The organism is Pantoea sp. EKM103V, assembly GCF_011800365.1.
GTDB lineage: Bacteria > Pseudomonadota > Gammaproteobacteria > Enterobacterales > Enterobacteriaceae > Pantoea > Pantoea anthophila.
Genome location: NZ_JAALFQ010000001.1, coordinates 666,127 through 691,182 on the forward strand (window position 1 = coordinate 666,127; position 25,056 = coordinate 691,182).

Annotated in this window: 23 protein-coding genes; 19 read left to right on the plus strand and 4 right to left on the minus strand. The window is 57.3% G+C overall.

What is annotated here, in order from left to right; translation table 11 throughout:
* Positions 1-71: 71 nt before the first annotated feature.
* The 6 genes from pabC to ptsG all read left to right on the plus strand — a co-directional run bounded on the left by pabC (position 72) and on the right by ptsG (position 6,053).
* Positions 72-887 carry an aminodeoxychorismate lyase gene (gene pabC, locus HFD97_RS03315; RefSeq protein ID WP_009090860.1) on the plus strand — a complete coding sequence of 272 codons (816 nt, stop codon included), beginning with the start codon at positions 72-74 and terminating at the stop codon, positions 885-887.
* Positions 884-1,903 (plus strand): endolytic transglycosylase MltG, encoded by a 1,020-nt coding sequence (gene mltG / locus HFD97_RS03320; RefSeq protein ID WP_167431006.1) that lies wholly within the window; start codon positions 884-886, stop codon positions 1,901-1,903. Before pabC ends, mltG begins: the two co-directional genes overlap by 4 nt.
* Entirely contained in the window at positions 1,893-2,525 is a 633-nt protein-coding gene (gene tmk, locus HFD97_RS03325; protein WP_167431005.1) for a dTMP kinase, read from the plus strand. The genes mltG and tmk overlap by 11 nt, the downstream gene beginning before the upstream one ends.
* Positions 2,525-3,514, plus strand: a complete 990-nt coding sequence (gene holB / locus HFD97_RS03330; RefSeq protein WP_140028338.1) for a DNA polymerase III subunit delta' — start codon at positions 2,525-2,527, stop codon at positions 3,512-3,514. The genes tmk and holB overlap by 1 nt, the downstream gene beginning before the upstream one ends.
* Positions 3,515-3,532: 18 nt before the next feature.
* The gene (locus HFD97_RS03335) at positions 3,533-4,324 is read left to right on the plus strand and encodes a metal-dependent hydrolase (protein ID WP_111207925.1); all 792 of its coding nucleotides are present in this window, start codon (positions 3,533-3,535) and stop codon (positions 4,322-4,324) included.
* 292 nt (positions 4,325-4,616) lie between these two features.
* On the plus strand, positions 4,617-6,053 hold the full coding sequence (ptsG, locus tag HFD97_RS03340; protein ID WP_009090856.1) for a PTS glucose transporter subunit IIBC: 1,437 nt from the start codon (positions 4,617-4,619) through the stop codon (positions 6,051-6,053).
* 54 nt (positions 6,054-6,107) lie between these two features.
* Here ptsG and HFD97_RS03345 read toward each other — a convergent pair whose 3' ends face one another.
* Both HFD97_RS03345 and HFD97_RS03350 read right to left on the minus strand, forming a co-directional pair.
* The gene (locus HFD97_RS03345; protein WP_150029673.1) at positions 6,108-7,247 is read right to left on the minus strand and encodes a glycoside hydrolase family 105 protein; all 1,140 of its coding nucleotides are present in this window, start codon (positions 7,245-7,247) and stop codon (positions 6,108-6,110) included.
* Entirely contained in the window at positions 7,244-8,845 is a 1,602-nt protein-coding gene (locus HFD97_RS03350) for an MFS transporter (RefSeq protein WP_167431004.1), read from the minus strand. The genes HFD97_RS03345 and HFD97_RS03350 overlap by 4 nt, the downstream gene beginning before the upstream one ends.
* A gap of 359 nt (positions 8,846-9,204) precedes the next feature.
* Here HFD97_RS03350 and hinT point away from each other — a divergent pair, with 359 nt between their 5' ends.
* From hinT to HFD97_RS03395, 9 genes are all read left to right on the plus strand, one after another.
* Complete coding sequence (hinT, locus tag HFD97_RS03355; protein WP_009090851.1) at positions 9,205-9,555, plus strand: purine nucleoside phosphoramidase; 351 nt, start codon at positions 9,205-9,207, stop codon at positions 9,553-9,555.
* A 20-nt stretch (positions 9,556-9,575) separates the two neighbouring features.
* A complete protein-coding gene (locus tag HFD97_RS03360) occupies positions 9,576-9,944 on the plus strand; it encodes a YcfL family protein (RefSeq protein WP_009090849.1) in 369 nt (122 codons plus the stop codon).
* 11 nt (positions 9,945-9,955) lie between these two features.
* Positions 9,956-10,552: a penicillin-binding protein activator LpoB gene (gene lpoB / locus HFD97_RS03365; RefSeq protein ID WP_167431003.1), complete on the plus strand. Its 597-nt coding sequence runs from the start codon at positions 9,956-9,958 to the stop codon at positions 10,550-10,552.
* A gap of 16 nt (positions 10,553-10,568) precedes the next feature.
* Positions 10,569-11,351 (plus strand): thiamine kinase, encoded by a 783-nt coding sequence (thiK, locus tag HFD97_RS03370; RefSeq protein ID WP_111207939.1) that lies wholly within the window; start codon positions 10,569-10,571, stop codon positions 11,349-11,351.
* A gap of 39 nt (positions 11,352-11,390) precedes the next feature.
* Entirely contained in the window at positions 11,391-12,431 is a 1,041-nt protein-coding gene (gene nagZ, locus HFD97_RS03375) for a beta-N-acetylhexosaminidase (RefSeq protein WP_058957492.1), read from the plus strand.
* A gap of 40 nt (positions 12,432-12,471) precedes the next feature.
* The gene (gene ycfP, locus HFD97_RS03380) at positions 12,472-13,014 is read left to right on the plus strand and encodes an alpha/beta hydrolase YcfP (protein WP_046101607.1); all 543 of its coding nucleotides are present in this window, start codon (positions 12,472-12,474) and stop codon (positions 13,012-13,014) included.
* Between the two features lie 213 nt (positions 13,015-13,227).
* Positions 13,228-14,532 carry an NAD(P)/FAD-dependent oxidoreductase gene (locus HFD97_RS03385; RefSeq protein WP_009090841.1) on the plus strand — a complete coding sequence of 435 codons (1,305 nt, stop codon included), beginning with the start codon at positions 13,228-13,230 and terminating at the stop codon, positions 14,530-14,532.
* Between the two features lie 632 nt (positions 14,533-15,164).
* Complete coding sequence (locus tag HFD97_RS03390) at positions 15,165-15,728, plus strand: Ail/Lom family outer membrane beta-barrel protein (protein ID WP_167431002.1); 564 nt, start codon at positions 15,165-15,167, stop codon at positions 15,726-15,728.
* A gap of 398 nt (positions 15,729-16,126) precedes the next feature.
* Positions 16,127-16,669, plus strand: coding sequence for a glycine zipper 2TM domain-containing protein (locus HFD97_RS03395; RefSeq protein WP_009090837.1), 543 nt, complete (start codon positions 16,127-16,129; stop codon positions 16,667-16,669).
* 130 nt (positions 16,670-16,799) lie between these two features.
* Here HFD97_RS03395 and mfd read toward each other — a convergent pair whose 3' ends face one another.
* Complete coding sequence (gene mfd, locus HFD97_RS03400) at positions 16,800-20,243, minus strand: transcription-repair coupling factor (RefSeq protein ID WP_009090836.1); 3,444 nt, start codon at positions 20,241-20,243, stop codon at positions 16,800-16,802.
* Positions 20,244-20,469: 226 nt separating this feature from the next.
* A complete protein-coding gene (locus HFD97_RS03405; protein ID WP_009090835.1) occupies positions 20,470-20,679 on the minus strand; it encodes a hypothetical protein in 210 nt (69 codons plus the stop codon).
* Positions 20,680-20,927: 248 nt separating this feature from the next.
* Here HFD97_RS03405 and lolC point away from each other — a divergent pair, with 248 nt between their 5' ends.
* From lolC to cobB, 4 genes are all read left to right on the plus strand, one after another.
* Entirely contained in the window at positions 20,928-22,127 is a 1,200-nt protein-coding gene (gene lolC / locus HFD97_RS03410) for a lipoprotein-releasing ABC transporter permease subunit LolC (protein ID WP_009090834.1), read from the plus strand.
* A complete protein-coding gene (lolD, locus tag HFD97_RS03415) occupies positions 22,120-22,824 on the plus strand; it encodes a lipoprotein-releasing ABC transporter ATP-binding protein LolD (RefSeq protein ID WP_009090833.1) in 705 nt (234 codons plus the stop codon). Before lolC ends, lolD begins: the two co-directional genes overlap by 8 nt.
* A complete protein-coding gene (gene lolE / locus HFD97_RS03420; protein ID WP_009090832.1) occupies positions 22,824-24,068 on the plus strand; it encodes a lipoprotein-releasing ABC transporter permease subunit LolE in 1,245 nt (414 codons plus the stop codon). The genes lolD and lolE overlap by 1 nt, the downstream gene beginning before the upstream one ends.
* Positions 24,069-24,214: 146 nt before the next feature.
* Positions 24,215-25,048 carry a Sir2 family NAD+-dependent deacetylase gene (gene cobB, locus HFD97_RS03425; RefSeq protein WP_167431001.1) on the plus strand — a complete coding sequence of 278 codons (834 nt, stop codon included), beginning with the start codon at positions 24,215-24,217 and terminating at the stop codon, positions 25,046-25,048.
* Positions 25,049-25,056: the final 8 nt, after the last annotated feature.

The window sequence follows — 25,056 nt, forward strand, 5'->3', positions numbered from 1 at the left end:
GGCCCGCGATGCGGGCCTTTTTTTATCCTGCAGAATGCGCTGAAATCACACGTCATCCCCGGGAGAGAACGATGTGGATTAACGGTATCAAACAATCAACGCTGGCAGCCAGCGACCGTGGCCTGCAGTTTGGCGACGGCTGCTTTACTACCGCGGCTGTGCGTCAGGGTAACATTCTGCTGCTGGAGAACCACCTTCAGCGCCTCAGGCAGGGCTGCGAACGGTTATGGATCGGCGGCACTGACTGGCTTCAGCTTGAGGCTGAGATGAAACAGGCCGCGCAGGGGCAGGAGCAGGCCGTTCTGAAAGTGATTATCAGCGCCGGTAGCGGCGGACGCGGATACAGCCGGCAGGGCTGCGCCGAACCCACACGGATTGTTTCGCTCGCGCCCTGGCCGCACCATTACGCCACGTTGCAGCAGCGCGGTGTGTCTCTCAGCCTCAGTCCGGTTCGTCTGGCGCGTAATCCTCTGTTTGCCGGTATCAAACATCTTAATCGCCTGGAGCAGGTGCTGATCAGGGCTCATCTTGACCAGACAGACGCCGACGAGGCGCTGGTGCTTGACACTGAAGGTTGGGTGGTGGAATGCTGTGCGGCTAATTTATTCTGGCGTCACGGCACGCAGATTTACACCCCCGATCTGTCAGAATCGGGCGTGGATGGCATTATGCGGCGGAGTCTGATGGCACAACTCGCGGCGGCAGGTCAGGCTTGTCAGGTCATAAAAAGCGAACCGGCGCAGCTGCTGGACGCCGATGAAGTGGTGATATGTAATGCGCTGATGCCGGTTCTGCCGGTCCGACAGATAGAAGCGTCGCACTTTACTGAACGCTCGCTGTTTAATCAGTTGCTCGCAAGCTGTGAAAAGATAATGGATGCATCATGAGTCGAAGTAAAAAAATTCTCGCCGCTCTGCTGGCGATAGTGGGTCTCGCCGCGGTTGTCAGTTACTGGCAGGTTAAGCAGTTTGCGGCCACCCCTTTAACATTGCATCAGGAAACGATCTACACGCTGCCTGCCGGTACGGGTCGGGTGGCGCTTGAAGCGCAGCTGGAAGAGCAGAAGATCATACCTGAGAGCATCTGGTTCGGTCCGCTGCTGAAGCTGGAGCCGGAACTGGCGACGTTTAAGGCGGGAACCTATCGCCTTGAGCCGACCATGACGGTGCGTTCGCTGTTACAGCTGCTGGCCAGCGGTAAAGAAGCCCAGTTCCCGTTGCGGTTCGTGGAAGGTCAGCGGCTGAAAGAGTGGCTGAGTGAACTGCGCAAGGCACCCTATATCCGGCATACCCTGAAAGACGATCAGTTCGCTACCGTTGCCAGCGCGCTTAACGTGCCAGCGGATCAGCTGGAGGGCAACTTTTTCCCCGATACCTGGCTCTACACGGCAAACACCACCGATGTTTCGCTGCTGCAGCGCGCACATGAACGCATGAAAAAAACCATTGAGGAAGTGTGGCAGGGCCGGGCAGACAATCTGCCCTATAAAACGCCACAGGATCTGGTCACGATGGCCTCTATTATTGAAAAAGAGACCGCCGTCAGCGCCGAGCGTGCGCGGGTTGCGTCGGTCTTTATCAATCGTCTGCGTACGGGGATGCGACTCCAGACCGATCCCACGGTGATCTATGGCATGGGCGACAGCTACACCGGTACGCTGACCCGCAAAGATCTGGAGACGGCTAGCAGTTACAATACCTATATGATTAATGGCCTGCCCCCTGGCCCGATCGCCATACCGGGCAAAGCCTCGCTGCAGGCAGCGGCCCATCCGGAAAAAACCAACTATCTCTACTTTGTGGCGGATGGCAAGGGCGGGCATACCTTTACCACGAATCTTGCCAGCCATAATAAGGCGGTGCAGGTCTACCGGCAGACGCTTAAGGAAAAAAATGGACAGTAAGTTTATCGTCATTGAAGGCCTGGAAGGCGCCGGAAAAACCACCGCGCGCGACGCAATCGTCGCCACGCTGCGCGCCCGGGGCATCACCGATCTGGTCTTTACCCGGGAGCCAGGCGGAACGCCGCTGGCGGAACAGCTGCGGGTGCTGGTCAAGCAGGGGATTGAGGGTGAACAGGTTACCGATAAAGCGGAACTGCTGATGCTCTACGCTGCTCGGGTTCAGCTGGTGGAAACCGTGATCAAACCGGCACTGGCGCGCGGGGCCTGGGTGATTGGCGATCGTCACGATCTCTCCTCTCAGGCTTATCAGGGGGGCGGACGGGGACTCGACAGCGATCTGATGCAGACGCTGCGCAGTGCGGTACTCGGCGACTTCCGTCCGGATCTGACGCTCTATCTGGATGTGACACCTGAGATCGGTCTGCAGCGCGCCCGGGCACGCGGTGAACTGGACCGCATTGAGCAGGAGTCGCTGCGCTTCTTCGAACGCACCCGGGCGCGCTACCTGGCGCTGGCAGCCGCGGATCCGGCCATCCTCACGATTAATGCCACGCAGGCGCTGCCTGATGTGACAGCGTCACTTCAGGCAGCGCTGGATACATGGCTGGCGGAGCAGGCGTGATGAACTGGTATCCGTGGCTGAACCAGCCTTATCGCCAGATCATCAGCCAGCATCAGGAGAATCGCGCTCACCATGCGCTGATGATCCACGCGATGACGGGCATGGGCGATGAGGCGCTGGTCTGGGGAATGAGCCGCTGGCTGATGTGTCAGCAGCCGGATGGCCTGAAAAGTTGCGGCCAGTGCCACGGTTGCCAGCTGATGCAGGCCAATACGCACCCGGACTGGTACCGGCTTGAGGCGGAGAAAGGTAAATCCACGCTGGGCATTGATGCAGTGCGGCAGGTGACAGAAAAAATGTACCACTTTGGTCAGCAGGGGGGGGCAAAAGTCGTCTGGCTGCCGGATGCGGCACAGCTTTCGGAAGCGGCGGCCAACGCCCTGCTGAAAACGCTGGAAGAGCCGCCCGCTAACAGCTGGTTCTTCCTCAGCAGCCGCGATCCGTCACGGCTGCTGGCAACGCTGCGCAGTCGCTGCATGACGCTGCACCTGACTCCACCGGATGAAGGGCAGAGCCTGATCTGGCTGAAGAAGCACGCCTCACAGGATGAAGCGATGCTGCTGGCGGCGTTACGCCTGAGCGCGGGCGCGCCTGGTGCGGCGCTGAGCCTGCTGGACACCGGGCCGTGGCAGGCCAGACAGAAGCTCTGCGACGCGCTGCCTGCGGCGTTGCAGCATGACATCCTGCAACTGCTGCCTGTGCTGAATGCAGACGATGCGGCAGCACGCATTGGCTGGCTGATTTCATTACTGCTGGATGCCATGAAATGGCAGCAGAATGCGGAGCAGTGGCTGAGCAACATCGATCGCCAGGATGTGGTGGCCTTACTGGCCAGCCACTTTTCAGCCAGCGCGCTTAACAACACGGCCCGGACCTGGATGCGCTGCCGTGAACAGCTACTGCATGTGGCGTCAGTCAACCGTGAATTATTGCTGACCGATCAGCTCCTGAGCTGGGCAGATAACCAGAAGCCCGCCCTGATCGGCTAAATCACTCTGAGAGTCTTTATGTTTATTGTCGATTCCCATTGCCATCTTGATGGCCTGGATTATGAAAAGAACCACCGTGACCTGGATGATGTGCTCGCCAAAGCGGCGGCGCGTGATGTGAAATTTATGCTGGCCATCGCCACCACGCTGCCGGGTTTTCATACCCTGAAGCAGCTGGTGGGGGAGCGAAAAAACATTGCGCTCTCCTGCGGCGTGCATCCGCTGAATCAGGAAGAGGCATACGATGTTGAGGAGTTTCGCCGGCTCGCTGCCGATCCCCGCGTGGTCGCGCTGGGTGAAACCGGGCTGGATTATCACTACCAGCCTGAGACGCGGGAGCAGCAGCAGCGCTCGTTCCGGGAACATATCCGAACCGGTATTGCACTGAACAAACCGATTATTGTTCACACCCGCGATGCGCGTGACGATACGCTGGCGATCCTGCGGGAAGAGCAGGTTGAGCGCTGTGGCGGCGTGCTGCACTGCTTCACAGAGGATCAGCCCACCGCGGCTAAACTGCTGGATATGGGCTTCTACATCTCCTTCTCCGGTATCGTTACCTTCCGTAATGCCGAACAGTTACGTGAGGCCGCACGCTATGTACCGCTGGACCGGATGCTGGTCGAAACCGACTCCCCGTATCTGGCCCCGGTGCCTTATCGCGGCAAAGAGAACCAGCCCGCCTATACGCGCGACGTTGCCGACTATCTGGCCGTGCTGAAAGGGGTTGATATTGAAACGCTGGCGGAGGCGACCACCCGCAACTTCTCCACGCTGTTTCATATCCCGATGAGCCAGCTGGGTGCCTGAGTCGGCCGGTTTATTTCAGTCTCTGTAATTAATCTGCAATCTTCCCGAATGACCCTGTTTTTCTGAACAGGGTCAGTTTTTTATTGCGTGTTGCAGCGCTGAATTAATCAGAAATTTCGCAAATCATGCCGCTGTAATTGTTGAAACGTGATAGCCGTCAAAGTAAAAAATCGGTAATTATTTTACCCTTCGTAATAAATCAAAAGGCGGTTACCGCCACCCCGGTAAAGAATCCTCCCTCTTTACCACGCGCACTGCGCAAATATGCACTCATACTCAGGAGCTTCACGCTATGTTCAAAAATGCTTTTGCCAACCTTCAAAAGGTCGGTAAATCGCTGATGCTGCCGGTATCGGTTCTGCCGATTGCCGGGATTTTATTAGGGGTCGGTTCAGCTAATTTCAGCTGGTTACCTGCAGTAGTTTCGCATGTGATGGCAGAAGCGGGCGGCTCGGTGTTCGCCAATATGCCGCTGATTTTTGCGATTGGTGTGGCGCTGGGCTTTACCAACAATGACGGCGTTTCCGCACTGGCCGCTGTGGTCGCGTATGGCATCATGGTGAAAACCATGGCGGTCGTGGCGCCGCTGGTTCTGCATCTGCCGGCGGCAGAGATCGAGGCTAAACACCTCGCCGACACCGGGGTGCTGGGCGGAATTATCGCCGGCTCCATCGCCGCCTATATGTTTAACCGTTTTTACCGCATCAAGCTGCCTGAGTATCTGGGCTTCTTTGCCGGTAAGCGTTTTGTGCCGATTATCTCCGGCCTGGCGGCGATTGTGCTGGGCGTGCTGCTCTCCTTCATCTGGCCACCGGTGGGTGCCGCGATTCAGGAGTTCTCGCAGTGGGCGGCCTACCAGAACCCGGTTGTGGCCTTTGGTATCTATGGCGTCGTAGAACGCGCTCTGGTGCCGTTTGGTCTGCATCACATCTGGAACGTGCCTTTCCAGATGCAGATTGGCGAGTACACCAACGCCGCAGGCCAGGTGTTCCACGGCGATATCCCACGCTACATGGCGGGTGACCCGACTGCCGGTAAACTCTCAGGCGGCTTCCTGTTCAAAATGTACGGCCTGCCGGCTGCTGCGATTGCTATCTGGCACTCCGCGAAACCTGAAAACCGTGCCAAAGTCGGCGGCATCATGATCTCTGCTGCGCTGACCTCGTTCCTGACCGGTATCACCGAACCGATTGAATTCTCATTCATGTTCGTGGCACCCATCCTGTATGTGATCCATGCGATTCTGGCGGGTCTGGCGTTCCCAATCTGCATCCTGCTGGGTATGCGTGATGGCACCAGCTTCTCACACGGTCTGATCGACTTTATCGTGCTGAGCGGCAACAGCAGCAAAATCTGGCTGTTCCCGATTATCGGTATCATCTACGGTCTGGTGTACTACACCCTGTTCCGCGTACTGATTGTTAAGCTGAACCTGAAAACGCCTGGCCGTGAAGAGAGCAGCAGCAGCGAGCAATCTTCTGCGACCGGCACAGAGATGGCTGGCAAACTGGTTGCTGCGTTTGGCGGTAAAGAGAACATCACTAACCTGGATGCCTGCATCACCCGTCTGCGCGTCAGCGTGGCCGATGTGGCGAAAGTGGATCAGTCAGAACTGAAAAACCTCGGCGCCCGCGGCGTGGTGGTGGCCGGTTCAGGTGTGCAGGCCATTTTCGGCACCAAGTCCGATAACCTGAAAACCGATATGGATGATTACATCCGCAGCATGTAACGAGACACGCTGATGAGAAAGCCCCGCACTGCGGGGCTTTTTTTTTATTACCACTCAGAGGTAAACCCGCAGATACTCGGTCAGACAGAGCAGCGCCATTGCCTGGCCGTACGGCATTGAGGTCAGGGGAATGTTGCGGTAGTCATCGAGATCGCTGCTCATCGCGGTGCCAAACGAAACCTGTTTCAGCTCGCCATCATCATCAATGTTGGCAATCACACCGCGCAGTGCTTTTTCAGCGACCTCACGAAATTCAGCGGGCAGGTAACGTTTACGGACGCCTTTCAGGATCCCATAGGCAAAGCCAGCCGTGGCAGAGGCTTCCGGATAACTGTGCGGGTCATCGAGCAGGGTGTGCCATAATCCACTGCTGTGCTGACAGGCGCTGAGTGCCCTGACCTGGCTTTCCAGCACCTGCTGCAGAAAACGGCGGGTGGCGTGATGCTCAGGCCAGTCCATCATCTCCAGAAAGTCGGGGATCACTATCGTCACCCAGCTGTTGCCTCGGGCCCAGCGCGCATTCGCGAAATGATGGCGACCGTCAAAGTTCCAGCCGTGAAACCACAAGCCGGTCCCGCGATCCATCAGATACTGGGTATGAAGCAGGAACTGATAAACCGCTTCCTCAATCCACGCGTCGCGCTTCAGCAGCTGCCCGATTTTGGCCAGCGCCATCACGCTCATCATGAGCGTATCGTCCCAGAGTTGCTGCCTGTTTTCGCTGTTATAGACAATGTGCTGCAGGCCACCCTGTTCGGTGCGCGGCATCTCATACATAACCCATTCCGCCCAGCGCTCAAGTACCGGCTTCCAGACCGGATTACCGGTCTCCTCATAGCGATAGGCCAGAGTCAGAAAAGGACAGACCGTATTGACATTTTTGGTCGGCGTGCCTTCCGCCAGCCGCTGCGAAAACCACGTATCGATAATCGACAGCGTCTGCTCATCACCGGTCTGCTGGTAGTAGTGCAGCATCCCATAGAGACCAATGCCGTGAGTCCACTCCCAGCCTGCCCAGCCTTTGGTATCAATCACCCGGCCATCATCCAGCCGCAGCAAAAATTCGCCGGTTTCGTCGGTGATGTTAATCAGATTTTGTGTCAGCTTCTCAATCAGCTGTACCAGTTCACGGCGTGGCAGCAGATACTCAGGCTGGCGCAGCAGCGGACTCTGTTTAACGGGAAAGAGCATCATGATTTATTCCTGTTTAAGGTTGGGTTTAAAGAAGGGGAGATCAGAGAGGGGGCCGGGAGTTTGCCGGGAGCGGGCTTGTTGCGATTGAGAAAGCCAATATTATTGTTACCCCACAGATTCTCATAAGGCATGCCCGCCAGCGTTTCAACGATCCTGCGCGCGTCCGGGGTGATACTTTCCGGCACGATACGGCCCGCTTCACGCATTTTCTGCGTCTCCTGACGCAGCACAGTATGGGTCTGCAGATTCAGCCTGAAGCGCAGTGACACCATAAAGCCGCAGGCCAGAACGGCGACGGTGCCGATGCTCAGAATCGCCAGGATGGTGTGGCTGACCCCGGGTAACTGCGTCGACTGACCAGAGACGAAGCCCGAGAGTTGCAGAATGATGCCAACCAGCATCACCGCACCCGCCTGCGACGCTTTCCGCGTCAGCGTCATGATGCCGGCAAAAATCCCTTCCCGTCGCTGACCGGTGATCACCTCATCCACGTCGGCGATATAGGTGTAGGTGTTCCACGGCACATAATTGATGCCGCCACGTCCCAGCCCAGCCAGGGCAGAGACGGCGAGCAGCAGTGACATGTTGTCGTTCAGGCCGGCATACCATAATCCGGCATAGGAGAGCGCTGCCAGAGCGAACAGGAGGGCCACCATACGGTAGGCGGGCGCAGGACCAAGACGGATGCAAAGCGGGATCATCACCATCACCGCGATGAACTGCAGCACCGCCATCGTGCCCATCAGGCTTGAGGCGACCTGGGCGCTCTGCATCAGCACAAATACCACATACCAGGTGAAGACGGCGTTAAAGATATCCTGAGCGATATAGCCACCGAGATACATGCCCAAGTGCTGGCGGAAGATGCGGATGCGCAGGGTAGAGGCCAGCTCAACGTAGAGCCGTTTCAGGCTCTGCCGGAGCGTCAGTTGCTGTTTTTCCAGCCCGGCCCGGCGCGACTCCGCGGAAAAATCATCAGGATGACGCTCCCAGGTAAAACACCACACCAGTGTCAGCACCAGCGCACAGATGACGGAGAAGACCAGACTGGCGTAGAAAAAGGAGAGAGGGTTATCTTTCCCCAGCCAGCCCAGCAAAAGGCCAGGCAAAAACGCTGCCAGTATGGCCGACAGCTGTGCCAGCCCGATGCGTGCACCGGAGAAGTGCGTTTTTTGGCGGAAATCGTCCGTCATTTCCGGGACCAGCGTTTCATAAGGCACCAGGATCATGGTGTAGACGATGTCAAACAGCAGATAAGTGGAGAGATACCACCAGAAACTCATGTCGCTGACCCACATCAGGCTGTAACTGAACACCGCGGGAATGCCGAGCAGGATAAAGAATTTGCGGCGGCCAAAGCGTTTACCCAGTCGGGTAGAGCCGAAATTATCGGTGATAAACCCCATCAGCGGACTGACTATCGCATCCAGAACGCGGGCGGCGGCGAAAATCAGGGTGGCCTGAATCGGGGTCAATTCACAAAAGGTGGTGTAAAAATAGAGCAACCAGGCGGCAGTCAGTGCCGTCGTGCCGGCTCCAAGAAAATCTCCAGAACCATAGGCCAGATAGTGGCCCGGACCAATTTTACGTGAGCGCATAGCAGAGGCTCCTTGAGGTTGTATGGCGGTTAACTCTGGTGACGCCGGACATCTCAACCGGACTGGTTAGCAAAGTAGAACTGACCGGAGGGGTAAACCTTCGCGATTTGGCAAGGGATGGCGCCAGAATGGCAACCAGATGAAGAAAAGGGGGGCGAAACTCTTATTTATGAAACAGCGTTTCATTTTTATAATGAGGCGGTGGTCAGCAGGACCAGCAAAACGGCATACTGGCCAGGAAGATAGCGCGCTGCTGCAAAGGCAGGCTAACAAAACAAGAAAAGTGGCACCGAGGTTGAAAGAAAACAAATTTCTCCCTCATACTGCTTGATTACGACTCATGCTAAAGGAATTGCACCATGGCTGAAGAAACCATTTTTAGTAAAATTATCCGCCGCGAAATCCCCGCTGATGTGGTTTATCAGGATGAGCTGGTCACTGCCTTCCGCGACATTTCGCCCAAAGCCCCGACCCATATCCTGATCGTGCCGAATGTACTGATCCCGACGGTTAATGAGGCGGAAGCGGCGCATGAACATGCGCTGGGCCGCATGTTCACCACCGCGGCGAAAATCGCCCGTCAGGAAGGCATCGATCAGAATGGTTATCGGCTGATTGTGAACTGCAATCAACATGGGGGTCAGGAGGTTTATCATATTCACATGCATCTGCTGGGTGGCGAACCGCTGGGCCCGATGCTTTCAAACTGAACTGACAACGGAAACGTGCTATGCGATCCTGGCTGACTGGCCTGCCGATCCTGCTCTGCCTGACGGCCTGTAGCAGTGATAAACCGATGATCAATACCTCGCAGTCGCTGGTGATGGAGTCCTCTGTGCTGTCGGCAGGGATCATCACCGATGAGCCGACGCTGGATGAGAACGATGGACTGAAACGCGCCACCAGCGTGCTCTATAATCAGCGCGAAACCCCGGTCATTGTGCACTATCGTTACTACTGGTATGACGACAAGGGGCTGGAAATCACCCCGCAGGAACCGGCGCAGACCGTCACCGTTCCGGCACAGGGGAGCATTGTCGCCACATCGCAACTGGGTAACCTGACTGCCAGCAAGGTTCGTCTCTATCTCTATCTTTAAGGATTTTCGACGTGATACGCAGTATTAATCGTACCGGAGCGCTCCTGATGGCGCTCATTCTCACCGGCTGTGTCGTGAAGCAGCAGCCCGCCACGGTTGAACCGACCCAGCCTTCTGAGCCGGTGCAGCCCGTTCCGCAACCTGAACCGGTGCCGCAACCGCAGCCACAGCCGGTGCCGCAGCCACCGAAGCTGGTGACAATCAACTGGGACGCCAGCGTTCAGCCGCTGGTGGCGCAGATGCTCCAGGCGACCAGCGCCGAGCCAGGCAGCGTGCTGCTGGTGGATCGGATTAAAAACAGCACCAACGGATCGCTGCAAAGCGAGAAAGCCACAGCGGCGATCCAGAATGCGCTGAACAACAACGGCAAATTCACTCTGGTTTCCGCCGATCAACTGGCACAGGCCAAGCAGGCGCTGGGTTTGTCACCGGATGACAGCCTGAACTCGCGCAGTAAAGCGATTGGCCTGGCACGCAATGTTAACGCGCAGTATGTGCTTTACAGCAATGCACGCGGCGATGTGAAAGCGCCGACCCTGCAGATGCAGCTGATGCTGGTGCAGACCGGCGAAATCATCTGGTCTGGCAACGGCATTGCACAGCATTGATTCCGCATTTTCGCGGATGATTCATCAGGTCACCGGCGAGCCAGAGAGGACGACATCGCTTCCGCTCGCCGGGCTGACCGGGCACAGTCAGAAAATCGTCAGCCCGCGTGGTCTCTTTATCGCGCGGGCGGCACCTCAGCCGCCGATTCCCTTTGTAGACCGGCAGCGCGAGTTTCGTCTGTTACGAAAACTGCGCGCCAGCGGAGTGGCCCCTCAGCCCGTTGCAGGCCACCGGCAGGGGAATGTGCTGAGCTGGTGTCCTGGCGAGGCGCTGGATGAACAGCGCTTCAGCCAGCAGCGTCCGCAGATTGTCACTCTGCTGCAACAGCTGCACCAGCAGCCGCTGACCGGCTACCGTCTGTCGCTGCTGCCGCTGCTCTGGCGGTACTGGCAGCAGGTTCCTCAGCGCAATCATCGCTGGCTGCGGGCGCTCCGGCGGCTGACGCAGCAGGGCGAACCTCAGCCGCTGAGGCTGGCACCGCTGCACATGGACGTGCATGCCGGGAATATTATCCAGGGTGAGACAGGGCTGCATCTGATTGACTGGGAATATGCCGCGGATGGTGATGTGGCGCTGGAGCTGGCCGCACTCTGCGCCAGCGATCCGCAAAACCAGGCCGACTGGCTGGCCGACTATGCTGCGGCAATGCGGCTGCCGCCTGATGCCCTGGTAAAGCAGGTCAGACGCTGGCAGCCCTGGCTGCGGTTACTGATAGCCAGCTGGTATCAGCTCCGTGCCGCTCAGTGTGACGATGAAGCACTACAACAGATGGCTCGACAGAGCTGGCAACAGATTTAATCGCGTCACGCAGAGGCGTAACGCTACAGGATTCAGGTTATGAAATCACATTTACCCGGCCCACTGATGCTCGACGTTGAGGGTTATGAACTGGATGGCGAAGAGCGCGACATCCTGCAGCATCCGCTGGTCGGCGGTTTGATATTATTTGCCCGCAATTATCACGATCCCGCTCAGCTGGCCGAGCTGGTGCGTCAGATTCGCGCCGCCTCGCACACCCGGCTGGTGGTTGCGGTGGATCAGGAGGGGGGGCGCGTGCAGCGATTCCGCGACGGCTTCACCCAGCTGCCCGCCATGCAATCTTTTGCCGCCCTTCACGACGCTGAGCGCGCCGGTGAGATGGCACAGCAGGCAGGATGGCAGATGGCGGCAGAGATGATCGCGATGGACATCGACATCAGCTTCGCGCCGGTGCTTGATGTGGGTCATATCAGCGCCGCGATTGGCGACCGCGCTTTCCATGACGATCCGGCTATCGCGCTTGCCGTCGCCCGTCGCTTTATCGCCGGGATGCATGAGGCGGGCATGAAAACCACCGGGAAACATTTTCCGGGACATGGTGCGGTCAGTGCCGATTCGCACAAAGAGACCCCGCGCGATCCGCGCGATGAAAAAACGCTGCGTGAACATGACATGGCGATCTTCAGCCAGCTGATAACCGAGCAGGCGCTGGATGCCATTATGCCCGCGCATGTCATCTACACCGACGTGGACCCGCTGCCTGCCAGTGGTTCGCCTTACTGGCTGAAAACCGTCCTGCGCGAGCAGCTGGGCTTCAACGGGGTGATTTTCTCCGACGATCTCTCGATGGAGGGCGCAGCGGTAATGGGCAGCTATCCAGAGCGGGCACAGCAGTCTCTCTCTGCCGGTTGCGACATGATTCTGGTCTGTAATCAGCGTCAGGGGGCTATCAGTGTGCTCGATAACCTGATCCCGGTCGGGTCAGAGCGGGTAACGCAGCTGTATCATCAGGGCAGATTGACCCGCGATGCGCTGCAGGCAACGTCTCGCTGGAAAGAGAATGCCCGGCAACTGAGTGCACTTCAGGAACGCTGGCTGGCTCATAAAGCGTCGTGGTAAGGAGGGATTGCCCGGCGCTATCGATACCTTGAGGATTAACATGATCATCTATCTGCACGGTTTTGATTCAAACAGTCCAGGCAATCACGAAAAAGTGCTGCAACTGCAGTTTATCGACCCTGACGTCAGGTTGATCAGTTACAGCACTCGCCATCCTAAACATGACATGCAGTTTCTGCTGAAAGAGACGGACAAAATGCTGACCCTGTCTGACGATGACCGTCCGCTGATTTGCGGTGTCGGGCTGGGCGGCTACTGGTCAGAACGCATCGGATTTTTATGTGGCATCCGGCAGGCGATCTTCAACCCTAACCTGTTTCCGCAGGAGAACATGGAAGGGAAGATTGACCGTCCGGAGGAGTATCAGGACATCGCCACAAAATGCGTCAGTGACTTTCGCGAGCGTAACCGCGATCGCTGCCTGACTTTTCTTTCCCGTCAGGATGAGGCGCTGGATACGCAGCGCATCGCCAGTGAGCTGCATCCCTTTTATCAGATTGTCTGGGACGAAACGGAAGGGCACAAATTCAAAAATATATCCCCACACCTTCAGCGGATAAAAGCCTTTAAAACAGCAGGTTAAGCAGAGCAGGCACCGCAGGGTGCCTGTTTTCATTGCGTAATTCTCTGAGTTTTATTCGTCTTCTTTGATGTATATCAATATTCTTATGTCCTCCTCTTCCTGCCATGCTATTCTGCCAGCAGATTGCGATTTTTAACTTCGCCAACCCTATGTTTATTAAGGTTTAATTTAACCTTCAGTTAACTTTTGGTTCACAATTTGAGGGGGTCTTTGTTGACTACATCTGTTAAGAAAATTGTTATCGTCGGCGGGGGAGCAGGCGGCCTGGAAATGGCGACGCAGCTGGGCCATAAACTGGGCCGTAAAAAGAAGGCCGAGATTATTCTGGTCGATCGCAACCACAGTCATTTGTGGAAGCCGCTGCTGCATGAAGTGGCGACCGGCTCGATGGACGAAGGCATTGATGCACTGAGCTATCTGGCCCATGCCCGCAATCACGGTTTCGAGTTCCAGCTGGGATCGCTCACCGATATTGATCGCAGCCGTAAAGTGATCCGCCTGGCCGAAGTGCTTGATGCGCACGGTGAAGTGCTGGTGCCACAGCGCGAAGTGGCTTATGACCAGCTGGTTATGGCGCTGGGCAGCACCTCCAATGACTTCGGCACGCCTGGCGTGAAAGATCACTGTATCTTCCTGGATAACCCGCATCAGGCGCGTCGTTTCCATAATGAGATGCTCAACCTGTTTCTGAAGTTCTCTGCCAGCGAAGGTAAGGTCGAGAAAGTGAATATCGCCATTGTGGGCGGCGGCGCAACGGGCGTTGAGCTCTCAGCCGAACTGCACAACGCGGTGAAACAGCTGCACAGCTACGGATTTAAAGGTCTGGGACGCGAAGCGCTGAACGTGACGCTGGTTGAAGCGGGCGAGCGCATTCTGCCTGCGCTGCCACCGCGCATCTCTGCCGCCGCCCATCAGGAGCTGACCAAACTGGGCGTGCGGGTGCTGACACAGACCATGGTGACCAGTGCCGAGCGCAACGGTCTTAACACCAAAGGCGGTGAGTTTATCGAAGCCGATCTGATGGTCTGGGCGGCGGGCATCAAAGCACCAGACTTCCTGAAAGAGATTGGCGGACTGGAAACGAACCGTATCAATCAGCTGGTGGTGAAAGAGACGCTGCAGACCACGCTGGATGATGACATCTATGCGATTGGCGACTGCGCCTCCTGCGCCCTGCCGGGTGGCGGATTTGTCCCGCCGCGTGCTCAGTCGGCGCACCAGATGGCCTCGCGCGCGATGGAAAATATCCTGGCGCAGCGTCACGGTAAACCGCTGAAAGCCTATGTCTATAAAGATCATGGCTCGCTGGTGTCGCTTTCCCGCTTCAGTACCGTCGGCAGCCTGATGGGGAACCTGATGCGCGGTTCCATGATGGTGGAAGGGCGCATTGCGCGCTTTGTCTACATCTCTCTCTATCGTATGCACCAGATCGCACTGCACGGCTACTTTAAAACCGGCCTGATGATGCTGGTCGGCAGCATCAACCGGGTGATCCGCCCGCGGCTTAAGCTGCACTGATTCGCCACAGGCGAGTACCGTTTTGCTATCAGCCCCCTCATGGCAGGGGGCTTTTTTTTTGCTTTTCACATGACCTGATTAAACCGACCCGCGATGATAAAAAGAGAGGGAAGTGTACAGGTGAATAATGGCCTGACACGCATCCTGGTTCCGGCATAGTCGAATAAAAGGTTATCAGGTTGCATAATAATTAATATTTTCATTACCTGCGTTGTTGTTTGAGGGTTATTTCAGGCATTTCCAGCGCACGCGGCAGGTTGTTTTTTCTGACATTAAATCATTAAATAACGGCTGTGCTGTTGCAGACTTCTCTCTTCGTTAACGTCATTAATCAACGGAATGGTCTGAATAAATTCGCCGGTTAACGTAAATTACAGCCTGACGCTTTATGCCGTCATGGCCAGAATTTCTCGGATCAAATCTGACGCGCGTTAAATAATGGCCTGCCTGTTTTTCTGACAGGCAACCGGCCATGCAAGCGTCCTGCACGGATCATGTGAATAAATTCCTGTCCGACACAGGCGGTGAGGCAGGCAGCATTGTCTTTCTGTCCGATGTGGGTAATTCAGGGAATGAAGTCCTGCGCCTGGCGCAGGGAAATAAGGTATGAAATTATTAAAAGGATGATTCAGATGAAAAGCAAAATTACCCTCATGGCAGTGCTCTGCGCAGGGCTGTTAGCCGGCAATACTGCGCTGGCAAATAACCACACCGTCTCTATCGGCTATGCTCAAAGCAAAGTTGAAGACTTTAAAAATCTACGCGGCGTTAACGTTCAGTATCGCTATGAGTGGGACTCGCCTCTCAGCGTGATTGGCTCATTCAGTTACCTGAAAGGCGATGAAAGTTTTTCTGAGCGCGAAGATTTTTATGGTGATATCAGCGGATATGACGGCAAAACCAACGTGAAATATTATTCACTCATGGCAGGCCCGGCCTATCGCCTCAATGACTATGTCAGCCTGTATGCATTGATTGGTGCTGCCCATACCAAAGTGGATGAGAACGCGACCTACCTCGATGGCTGGTCCGAAGAGTACAGCGAAAATAAAACCTCTTTGGCCTGGGGCGCAGGTATTGTCATGAATCCAGTCAGCAACCTCTCGGTAAGTGTTGGCTATGAAGGCACTCGCGTGAAATACAGCGATGATTTTGCCATCAATGGTTTCAACATCGGTATCGGCTACCGTTTCTGAGCCACCTTCGGTTCTCTGACCCCGGTCCTCTGGCCGGGGTTATTCCACATTCACCCCGATAAACAACGTTCAGACGTCAGACGCGCTCCCTGTGTTAGCGGATAACGCCGGTGCCTGACAGTGTGCAGGGTATTTGCTGTTATCTGATTGATTTAAATAAATTTATTCATAGCTTATAAAAGCGGATACTGCTGCTTTTCTCTCCTCAGAACTCTCCTAAAAACTGGTCCTGAAAGCAAAGTGACCGATTTCCTCCATTTATCTGATGTTGCAATTTCGGTCCATCTGTAAAACTTCATCCCAACAAACACGGCGAGTCGCGCACGTCGGTTATGCCTCAGTTAACGAGGATGCTTTACGGCAGGAATGCGCGGTAACACTTTTCAGGAGGACTTCCTGTGAATAAATCAATGTTAGCGGGTATCGGTATTGGTGTGGCAGCAGCACTGGGTGTTGCCGCCGTAGCAGGCATGAACGTGTTTGATCGCGGTCCTCAATACGCTCAGGTACTGGCTGCAACGCCAATCAAAGAGAGCATCAGACAGCCACGTCAGGAGTGCCGTAACGTCACGCTGACGCATCGCCGGGCGGTTCAGGATGAGAACCGTATTGCTGGCTCGGTGTTGGGTGCAGTAGCCGGGGGCGTGTTAGGTCACCAGTTTGGTGGCGGACGCGGCAGGGACGTGGCAACCGTCGCAGGTGCGTTAGCGGGCGGTTATGCCGGTAATCAGGTCCAGGGCGGACTGCAGGATCGGGATACCTACACCACAACCGAGCAGCGCTGCAAAACAGTTTACGACAAACAAGAGAAACAACTGGGATATGACGTGACCTATAAAATAGGCGACCAGCAGGGCAAAATCCGTATGGAAAATGATCCCGGCACCCGTATTCCACTGGACCGCAATGGTCAGCTGATCCTTAACGGCGACCAGGCGTAATTGGGCAAAGCTTTGCCGCACTCGCGGCCACACAGCACGACGTAATAAAAAAGGCGCATCTCAGGATGCGCCTTTTTTCATGGCGTTCTGCGCGCCTCGCCGGAAAACGGGCGAGGCGCGGAAGAACCGGTTACGCCTGATGCTCAGCCAGTTGTGAAACGAAGCTCTGGACCCAATCCATACGAATCTTTCTTTCCGTCAGCTCACGCGTGAACCGGAGCCGTGTCGGGCCATCCAGCTTCCACTGCTGAGGCTCTTTCTGCAGCAGGCTGATCAGCCAGGCCGGATCCACCTTGTTCTGCGGCGCAAAATCGAAATAGCCGCCTTTATCGCTGGCTTCAATCTTGCGCAGCCCCACCGCGCGGGCCTTCAGCCGGATGATAGCGACATCCAGCAGATTGCGCGCCGGATCGGGCAGCAGGCCAAAGCGGTCGATCATCTCCACTTTCAGCTCCTGCAGCTCCTCTTCCGCTTCCGCGCTGGCGATGCGCTTATAGAGCGACAGACGGGTGCTGACATCCGGTATAAAGGTCTCCGGCAGCAGCGCGGGCATCCGCAGTTCTACCTCGGTCTGATTGCTGGTGAGATCCTCCAGTGAAGGTTCACGCCCCGCTTTCAGCGCATCGACGGCGTTCTCCAGCAGTTCCATGTAGAGCGTGAAGCCCAGCGTCTCCATCTGACCGCTCTGCTCATCACCCAGCAGTTCACCGGCGCCGCGGATCTCCAGATCGTGCGTTGCCAGCGCAAAACCGGCCCCCAGATCTTCGAGCGAGGCGATCGCCTCCAGTCGCTTATGCGCGTCGGTGGTCATCGCCTTCGGATGTGGCGTTAACAGCCAGGCATAAGCCTGATGGTGCGAACGCCCGACGCGACCGCGCAACTGATGCAGCTGCGCCAGGCCAAAGTGGTCGGCCCGCTCGATGATGATGGTGTTAGCGGTCGGAATATCGATCCCGGTTTCGATGATAGTGGTGCAGACCAGCACGTTGAAACGCTGATGATGGAAATCGTTCATCACCCGTTCCAGCTCGCGCTCACGCATCTGTCCGTGGCCAATTGCCACCCGTGCCTCCGGCACCAGTTCGCTGAGACGCTGTGCCGCTTTCTCAATATTTTCGACGTCGTTGTAGAGGTAGTAGACCTGGCCGCCACGCAGAATCTCACGCAGGATCGCTTCGCGGATCACCAGATCATCATATTCGCGCACAAAGGTTTTCACCGCTAAGCGGCGGGCAGGCGGTGTGGCGATAATGGAGAGATCGCGCATGCCGCTCATCGCCATATTCAGGGTACGCGGAATAGGCGTGGCGGTCAGGGTCAGGATATCCACGTCGGCCCGCATCGCCTTGATGCGCTCTTTGTGACGCACCCCGAAACGGTGCTCCTCATCGACAATCAGCAGACCCAGATCGTGCCATTTCAGATCGCTCATCAGCAGCTTATGCGTGCCGATCAGGATGTCGATTTTGCCTTCGCTGGCCTGTTCCAGCACCTGCGCCTGCTCTTTCGCGGTGCGGAAGCGGGACAGCATCTCAATGCGCACCGGCCAGTTGGCGAAGCGATCGCGGAAGTTATCGTAGTGCTGCTGCGCCAGCAGGGTAGTCGGCACCAGCACGGCAACCTGCTTGTGGTTCTCAATAGCCAGAAACGCGGCACGCATGGCCACTTCCGTTTTACCGAAGCCCACATCACCACATACCAGGCGGTCCATCGCCAGCGGCTGACACATATCGCTCAGCACCGCGTTGATGGCCTGAGCCTGATCGGGGGTGGTCTCAAACGGGAAGCTTTCGCAGAACAGCTGATACTGTTCGCGGTCATGCTTAAAGGCAAAACCGGTTTTGGCGGCGCGCTGCGCATAGATGTCCAGCAGCTCCGCCGCCACGTCGCGCACTTTTTCAGCGGCTTTCTGCCGTGCGCGCGACCAGGCGTCGCTGCCCAGTTTGTGCAGCGGCGCGTTTTCGTCAGCCCCACCGGCATAGCGGCTAATCAGATGCAGCGAGGAGACCGGCACGTAAAGTTTGGCGTCGTTCGCGTAGGAGAGCATCAGGTATTCCGCCTGGATGCCACCCGCTTCCAGCGTGGTCAGGCCGATATAGCGGCCCACGCCGTGCTCCAGATGCACCACCGGCTGACCGGGATGCAGCTCCGCCAGGTTACGGATAAGGATATCCGGGTTAATGGTGCGGCGGGTATCCTGACGGCGACGGCTGACGCGTTCGCCCAGCAGATCGCTTTCGCAAATCAGCGCCCGGTTCCCCACGGTGTCGATAAAACCCCGTTCGCTGGCCCCGATCATCAGGCTGAAACGATCCTCACCGGTCTCATCGAAGCGATGCACCGGCTGAGGACGCAGTTTGATGCGTGCCAGCAGCTCCTGCAGGCTTTCCCGGCGGCCCTCACTTTCAACCGAGAACACCACGGCACCACTAAAGGTGTCGATAAACTGACGCAGCGGGTCAAGGGGCGCTTTTGCCTGGGCCTGAACGGCCACATCCGGCAGCGGGGTATAACCGAGATTGGTGTTGGCGGCTTTCGCCGGCAGCACCTCATTGGTCATGGAGATGCGCGGCCAGGCTTTCAGCTCGCCCATGAGACCGTCCGGACGCAGCCACAGGGTGGCTGGCTCCAGCAGCGGACGCATCGGATCGACGCGACGATTCTCGTAACGCGCCTCCGCATCCTGCCAGAAGCGGGTGGCACTGCCTTCCAGGTCGCCGCAGTTCACAATCAGGGTGTTGTCAGGCAGATAGCTGAACAGGCTGGGCAGAGGCTGCTCAAAAAACAGCGGTTGCCAGTATTCGATGCCCGCCGGGAGCGTGCCTTTGCTGACCTGCTGATAGATATGCTCCGACTCGCGGCGCACGTCGAAGATCTCGCGCCAGCGGCTGCGGAACAGCTCGATGGCTGCCTTGTCGCTGGGAAATTCATGCGCGGGCAGCAGATTGATTTCCGGCACCGCTTCCAGCGTACGCTGACTGTCAACGTCGAACAGACGCAGGCTGTCAATCTCATCATCAAAGAAGTCGATGCGGTAGGGCTGATCGCTGCCCATCGGGAACAGGTCGAGCAGGGCGCCGCGCGTCGCGTATTCACCGTGCTCCATCACCTGGTCGACATGGCGGTAACCCGCCTGCTCAAGCTGGTCGCGCAGCCTGTCGCGCGACAGTTTTTGTCCCTGTTTCATCACCAGCGCATGACCGTGCAGGAAGCTGTGCGGGCAGACGCGCTGCATCAGCGTATTGACCGGCATAATCAGCAACCCGCGCTGCATCACCGGCAGCTGGTAAAGGGTCGACAGGCGGGAGGAGATAATATCCTGATGCGGTGAAAAGCTGTCGTAGGGCAGCGTTTCCCAGTCGGCGAGATGGGCCACTGGCAGATCGGTAAACTGGCGGATTTCATCCAGCAGACGCAGGGCGGTTTGGGTATCGGGCGTAATCATCAACACCGGACCGGCATGTCGCTCGGTAATGCTGGCACACTCTACCGCGTGCGCAGCGCCGATAAGCTGACCAAGCTGCCGGTGATCGCCGGATTTAACGGGCAGGGTATAACGAGTCTGTTCGGGCATGGGATCTCGGGGTTGCTCCATTTTTCCAGGACGTAATCATTCCATATTATGTCAGGGGGATCACCTTTGCGGCACAATTTTCCTGCCGCGCCGCGCTGAACCCGAATCGGGCAGTGCTTACCGGGTGTCAGCGGTAACGCAGCGGCTAAAAAGAGAATAGACGGAGTCGGGCGGGGGGATCGGAAAAAACCACCGTCGCCATGCAGCGACGGGGTTAAACGGGCAGTTATTTTATGGATTGCTGTGTGTAATGCATGCGTGGGCGGTCGATATTCGCCCAGGATAACTCCTGCTCAGGATGAAAACTGAGGTTCCCGTCGTCCCACTTTACGTAGTAGCCAGCCGATGCCGCTCCCTGCTCAAAGACGTTGATAATCTCGCCCCGGATCTCCCCGGATTGATGTTTCACGATGCTGCCTTTGGGAAATCTGAACATGGTCGCTACCTCTGTGGCCGGGCGATAACCTCGCTTCTTATCCTGTTACTGATTGTAGTCTACCCCCTGCGGTGGCGGATAATCAGCCAATAAGCGGCGGCTTTATGCTCTATTCCCCGGCTTTGGCAGGGAATGTGACGCATTCTGATGCAACTTTGCTGCCGACTCAGAGGGTTAGAGGTTTCATAAAGCCAGCCTCTCCTTTATCATCCCACTACCTATTTTCAGGCAACGGCTTACTGGATTCCATGTATCAACCTGTCGCGCTATTTATCGGTCTGCGTTACATGCGCGGACGAGCATCGGATCGCTTCGGTCGCTTTGTCTCCTGGCTCTCAACGATTGGCATTACGCTCGGCGTGCTGGCGATGGTGACCGTGTTATCGGTCATGAACGGATTTGAGCGTGAACTCGAAGGCAATATTCTTGGCCTGATGCCTCAGGCGCTGATCACCAGCGACAAAGGCAGCATTAATCCGCAACAGCAACCCGCCCGTTCCCTCAACCTCAACGGGGTCAGCCGTATTGCACCGCTGACCACGGCGAATGTGGTGTTGCAAAGCCCGCACAGCGTCTCGGTTGGGGTGATGCTCGGCATCGCGCCGGATGAGAAAGATCCGCTGACGCCGTTTCTGGTCAATACCGATCAGCGCGTCCTGCAGGCCGGGCAGTACAATGTCATCCTCGGGGAACAGCTGGCCTCTCAGCTGGGCGTTAAACGCGGCGACCAGCTGCGTCTGATGGTGCCGTCGGTCAGCCAGTTTACGCCGATGGGCCGCGTGCCGAGCCAGCGCCTGTTTACCGTGGCGGGCACCTATGCTGCCAACAGCGAAGTCGATGGTTATCAGATCCTGGTCAATCTTCAGGATGCGTCGCGTGTCATGCGCTATCCGGCCGGGAATATCACCGGCTGGCGACTCTGGCTCGACAAACCGCTTGAGGTTGACAGCCTGAGCCAGCAGACGCTGCCGGCGGGCCTGGTCTGGAAAGACTGGCGCGAGCGCAAAGGCGATCTCTTCCAGGCGGTGCGGATGGAGAAGAACATGATGGGCCTGCTGCTGAGCCTGATCATCGCCGTCGCCGCCTTTAACATTATTACGTCGCTGGGCCTGCTGATCATGGAGAAGCAGGGCGAAGTGGCGATCCTGCAAACCCAGGGCCTGACGCGCCGGCAGATTGTGGCGGTGTTTATGGTTCAGGGAGCCAGCGCCGGTATTATCGGCACGCTGCTCGGCACCCTGCTGGGCGTGCTGCTCGCCAGCCAGCTCAACACCTTAATGCCGGTCATTGGCCTGTTCCTGGATGGCGCAGCATTGCCGGTCGATATTAATCCGTGGCAGGTGGTGACCATCGCCCTCAGCGCGATGATCGTGGCTCTGCTGTCTACGCTTTATCCTTCATGGCGCGCTGCCGCCGTTCAACCCGCTGAGGCTTTACGTTATGAGTAACTCTCCTTTGTTGCAGTGTCGCGACCTGTGCAAACGCTATCAGGAAGGCAGCGTGCAGACCGATGTGCTGCGCAACGTGGCTTTCAGCCTCCAGCCGGGTGAACTGATGGCGATTGTCGGCAGCTCCGGTTCCGGTAAGAGTACGCTGCTGCATCTGCTCGGCGGCCTGGATGCGCCAACCTCTGGCGATGTGGTCTTCGACGGCCAGTCACTCAATGCGATGTCCTCCCCGGCCAAAGCCGAACTGCGCAACCGCGAGCTGGGCTTTATTTATCAGTTCCATCATCTGCTGCCGGACTTCAGCGCGCTGGAGAATGTGGCGATGCCGCTGCTGATTGGCAAAACCGCAAAAGCGGAAGCGCAGGATCGCGCCCGTGAAATGCTGGCCGCGGTCGGGCTGGACCATCGTGCCGCGCACCGGCCGTCTGAGCTTTCCGGCGGCGAGCGTCAGCGTGTGGCGATTGCCCGTGCGCTGGTCAACCGTCCCCGGCTGGTGATGGCGGATGAGCCCACCGGCAACCTCGATGCGCGCAACGCCGACGCCATTTTTGAACTGCTGGGCGAACTGAACGTCCGTCAGGGCACTGCCTTTCTGGTGGTGACCCACGATCTGATGCTGGCAAAACGCATGACGCGTCAGATGGAGATGCGTGACGGGCAGTTAAGCGATCGGCTCACCCTGGCAGGAGCGGTGTAATGGGTTCATCGTTATCCCTGTTGCTGGGCCTGCGCTTCAGCCGCGGACGCCGCCGGGGCGGCATGGTGTCGCTGATTTCGGTGATCTCCACCATCGGTATCGCCCTGGGCGTGGCGGTGCTGATTATCGGTCTGAGCGCCATGAATGGCTTTGAGCGTGAACTGAATAACCGCATTCTGGCGGTGGTGCCGCACGGTGAGATCGAGGCGGTGAATCAGCCGTTTCAGCACTGGCAATCGATGATCGCCCCGATTGAAAAGGTGCCCGGCATTGCGGCCGCCGCCCCCTACGTTAACTTCACCGGCCTGATTGAGAGCGGAGCCCGGCTGGAAGCGCTGCAGGTCAAGGGCGTCGATCCGGCACAGGAGCCGCGCCTGAGCGCGCTGCCGCAGTTTGTGGCAGACAACGCCTGGTCCTCCTTTGCCGCCGGTAAACAGCAGATCATCCTCGGCGGCGGCATTGCCAAATCGCTGAATGTGAAGCAGGGCGACTGGATCACCATCATGATCCCGAATAACGATGGTGATAATAAACTGCTGCAGCCAAAACGCATCCGGCTGCAGGTGAGCGGCATCCTGCAACTCAGCGGTATGCTCGATCACAGCCTGGCGCTGGTGCCGCTGGCTGATGCCCAGCACTATCTGGAGATGGGGGAGAGCGTCTCCGGCATCGCCCTGAAGATGACCGACCCGTTCCAGGCCGTTAAGCTGGTGCGCGAGGCTGGTGAGGCGACCCGTTCTTACGTCTACATTAAGAGCTGGATCGGCACTTACGGCTACATGTACCGCGACATTCAGATGATCCGCGCCATTATGTATCTGGCAATGGTACTGGTGATTGGCGTCGCCTGCTTCAACATCGTCTCCACGCTGGTGATGGCGGTGAAAGATAAGAGCAGCGACATTGCGGTCCTGCGTACCCTGGGTGCCAAAGACCGCCTGATCCGTGCCATCTTTATCTGGTACGGGCTGCTGGCAGGTCTGCTGGGCAGCGTCAGCGGCGTGGTCGCGGGCGTGCTGGTGGCGCTGAATCTGACGAAACTGGTGCGCGGACTGGAGTCGATCACCGGTCATCATCTGCTGGCGGGCGATATTTACTTTATCGACTTTCTGCCGTCGGAACTGCACTGGATTGATGTGTTCTCAGTACTGATTACTGCGATTCTGTTGAGTCTGCTGGCGAGCTGGTATCCCGCCAGACGCGCCAGCCGCATTGACCCGGCTCGGGTTTTAAGCGGTCAGTAGGACAATGCGGCGCGAGTGATTATCGCGCCGCTTTTGTTTAAGACCTTTGCTATGGGGTTCTGCCCCCGGCAACCGTTACTATCGGGTGATGTTTACCCGGAATCTGTTCAGAGCAGCTCGCCGCAGCTGCTACGCCAGGAGATTTTATGCGAACACCACGTCGCCGCATACGACTTGCCCGCCTGAAGAAAACCCGGCGAAAAGTGCATCAGCGCTTTCGTCAGCGCATATTTGAGCGCGATCGTCAGGCCGAACTGGCCGCCCACCCTCTGCCGCATGTGGTGATCCTGACCGGCGCAGGTATTTCCGCCGAGTCCGGCATTCGTACATTTCGCGCAGCGGACGGTCTGTGGGAAGAGCATCACGTAGAAGATGTGGCGACACCGGAAGGCTTTCAGCGCGATCCCGCGCTGGTGCAGCGCTTCTACAATGCGCGCCGTCAGCAGCTGCAGCAGGCAGAGATTCAGCCCAACGCGGCCCATCTGGCGCTGGCGGAGCTGGAGCAGGTGTTAGGCGATAATCTTCTGCTGGTTACGCAGAACATCGACAACCTGCATGAGCGCGCCGGAAATAGCCGGGTGCTGCATATGCACGGCGAGCTGTTAAAAGTGCGGTGTGTGACCAGCGGCCAGGTGATTGAGTGGAGCGACGATATCACTCCTGACGATCGCTGCACCTGCTGCCAGTTTCCCTCCGCACTCCGACCGCATGTGGTCTGGTTTGGTGAGATGCCGCTGGGCATGGAGCAGATTTATCAGGCGCTGGAACAGGCCGACTATTTTATCGCTATCGGCACCTCGGGCCACGTCTATCCGGCGGCGGGCTTTGTTCACGAAGCCAGACTGCAGGGCGCGCATACCGTTGAGCTGAACCTGGAGCCGAGCCAGGTGGGCAACGAGTTTGCCGAGCGGCATTACGGCCTGGCGAGTGAAGTGGTGCCGGAGTTCGTGCATAAGCTACTGCGCGGTCTTTATAAATAAACAGGGGC

What these genes read in the sequence shown, in the direction of transcription:
- pabC (WP_009090860.1), top strand. Translation starts at nt 72, where the DNA reads ATGTGGATTAACGGTATCAAACAATCAACGCTGGCAGCCAGCGACCGT.
- mltG (WP_167431006.1), top strand. Translation starts at nt 884, where the DNA reads ATGAGTCGAAGTAAAAAAATTCTCGCCGCTCTGCTGGCGATAGTGGGT.
- tmk (WP_167431005.1), top strand. Translation starts at nt 1,893, where the DNA reads ATGGACAGTAAGTTTATCGTCATTGAAGGCCTGGAAGGCGCCGGAAAA.
- holB (WP_140028338.1), top strand. Translation starts at nt 2,525, where the DNA reads ATGAACTGGTATCCGTGGCTGAACCAGCCTTATCGCCAGATCATCAGC.
- HFD97_RS03335 (WP_111207925.1), top strand. Translation starts at nt 3,533, where the DNA reads ATGTTTATTGTCGATTCCCATTGCCATCTTGATGGCCTGGATTATGAA.
- ptsG (WP_009090856.1), top strand. Translation starts at nt 4,617, where the DNA reads ATGTTCAAAAATGCTTTTGCCAACCTTCAAAAGGTCGGTAAATCGCTG.
- HFD97_RS03345 (WP_150029673.1), bottom strand. Translation starts at nt 7,247, where the DNA reads ATGATGCTCTTTCCCGTTAAACAGAGTCCGCTGCTGCGCCAGCCTGAG.
- HFD97_RS03350 (WP_167431004.1), bottom strand. Translation starts at nt 8,845, where the DNA reads ATGCGCTCACGTAAAATTGGTCCGGGCCACTATCTGGCCTATGGTTCT.
- hinT (WP_009090851.1), top strand. Translation starts at nt 9,205, where the DNA reads ATGGCTGAAGAAACCATTTTTAGTAAAATTATCCGCCGCGAAATCCCC.
- HFD97_RS03360 (WP_009090849.1), top strand. Translation starts at nt 9,576, where the DNA reads ATGCGATCCTGGCTGACTGGCCTGCCGATCCTGCTCTGCCTGACGGCC.
- thiK (WP_111207939.1), top strand. Translation starts at nt 10,569, where the DNA reads ATGATTCATCAGGTCACCGGCGAGCCAGAGAGGACGACATCGCTTCCG.
- nagZ (WP_058957492.1), top strand. Translation starts at nt 11,391, where the DNA reads ATGAAATCACATTTACCCGGCCCACTGATGCTCGACGTTGAGGGTTAT.
- ycfP (WP_046101607.1), top strand. Translation starts at nt 12,472, where the DNA reads ATGATCATCTATCTGCACGGTTTTGATTCAAACAGTCCAGGCAATCAC.
- HFD97_RS03390 (WP_167431002.1), top strand. Translation starts at nt 15,165, where the DNA reads ATGAAAAGCAAAATTACCCTCATGGCAGTGCTCTGCGCAGGGCTGTTA.
- mfd (WP_009090836.1), bottom strand. Translation starts at nt 20,243, where the DNA reads ATGCCCGAACAGACTCGTTATACCCTGCCCGTTAAATCCGGCGATCAC.
- HFD97_RS03405 (WP_009090835.1), bottom strand. Translation starts at nt 20,679, where the DNA reads ATGTTCAGATTTCCCAAAGGCAGCATCGTGAAACATCAATCCGGGGAG.
- lolC (WP_009090834.1), top strand. Translation starts at nt 20,928, where the DNA reads ATGTATCAACCTGTCGCGCTATTTATCGGTCTGCGTTACATGCGCGGA.
- lolD (WP_009090833.1), top strand. Translation starts at nt 22,120, where the DNA reads ATGAGTAACTCTCCTTTGTTGCAGTGTCGCGACCTGTGCAAACGCTAT.
- lolE (WP_009090832.1), top strand. Translation starts at nt 22,824, where the DNA reads ATGGGTTCATCGTTATCCCTGTTGCTGGGCCTGCGCTTCAGCCGCGGA.
- cobB (WP_167431001.1), top strand. Translation starts at nt 24,215, where the DNA reads ATGCGAACACCACGTCGCCGCATACGACTTGCCCGCCTGAAGAAAACC.